General features: G+C 69.0%; 1 pseudogene. It reads left to right on the top strand.

Going from position 1 to position 1,111, the window contains the following annotated elements:
- Window positions 1-1,111 (top strand): annotated as a pseudogene (locus ACWDRW_RS40310) (alpha-1,4-glucan--maltose-1-phosphate maltosyltransferase); the annotation flags it as partial.

Genomic DNA, 1,111 nt, shown 5'->3' with positions numbered 1-1,111 from the left:
TATCCGTTGCGGGAGTTGGTCACCGCCTCCGATCCGCTGCCTTTGCTGGTCGAGCGGGAACGGGCCCTGTACGGCTCCTGGTACGAGTTCTTCCCCCGGTCCGAGGGCACCCCCCAGCAGCCGCACGGCACCTTCCGCACCGCCGCCCGCCGCCTCCCGGCGATCGCCGCGATGGGCTTCGACGTCGTCTACCTCCCGCCGATCCACCCGATCGGCACCACCTTCCGCAAGGGCCGCAACAACACCCTCTCCCCCACCCCCGACGACGTCGGCGTGCCCTGGGCGATCGGCTCCCCCGAGGGCGGCCACGACGCCGTCCACCCCGCCCTGGGCACCCTGGAGGACTTCACCTGGTTCGTCGAGCAGGCCCGCGCCCAGGGCCTGGAGGTGGCCCTGGACTTCGCCCTGCAGTGCTCCCCGGACCACCCCTGGGTGGACAAGCACCCCCAGTGGTTCCACCACCGCCCCGACGGCACCATCGCCTACGCGGAGAACCCGCCGAAGAAGTACCAGGACATCTACCCCATCGCCTTCGACGCCGACCTCGACGGACTCGTCGCCGAGACCCTCAGGGTGCTGCGGCACTGGATGGGATGCGGGGTGCGGATCTTCCGGGTGGACAACCCGCACACCAAGCCGGTGCTGTTCTGGGAGCGGGTGATCGGCGACATCAACCGCACCGACCCCGACGTGATCTTCCTGGCCGAGGCGTTCACCCGCCCGGCGATGATGCACACCCTGGCCCAGATCGGCTTCCAGCAGTCCTACACCTACTTCACCTGGCGCAACACCAAGCAGGAGCTGACGGAGTACCTGACCGAGCTGTCGGGCGAGGCGGCCGCCTACATGCGGCCGAACTTCTTCGCCAACACCCCCGACATCCTGCACGCCTTCCTCCAGCACGGCGGCCGGCCCGCCTTCGAGCTGCGCGCGGTGCTCGCCGCGACGCTCTCACCGACCTGGGGCATCTACAGCGGCTACGAACTGTGCGAGAACACCCCGCTGCGGGCGGGCAGCGAAGAGTACCTGCACTCGGAGAAGTACCAGTTGCGGCCACGTGACTGGGACACCGCGGACACCATCGCTCCACTCATCACCAAGCTCAACGCCG

It is taken from the genome of Streptomyces sp. NPDC003635, assembly GCF_053587635.1.
Note: the sequence above shows the minus strand (reverse complement) of the source record. Positions and strands in the feature narration are given on the sequence as shown.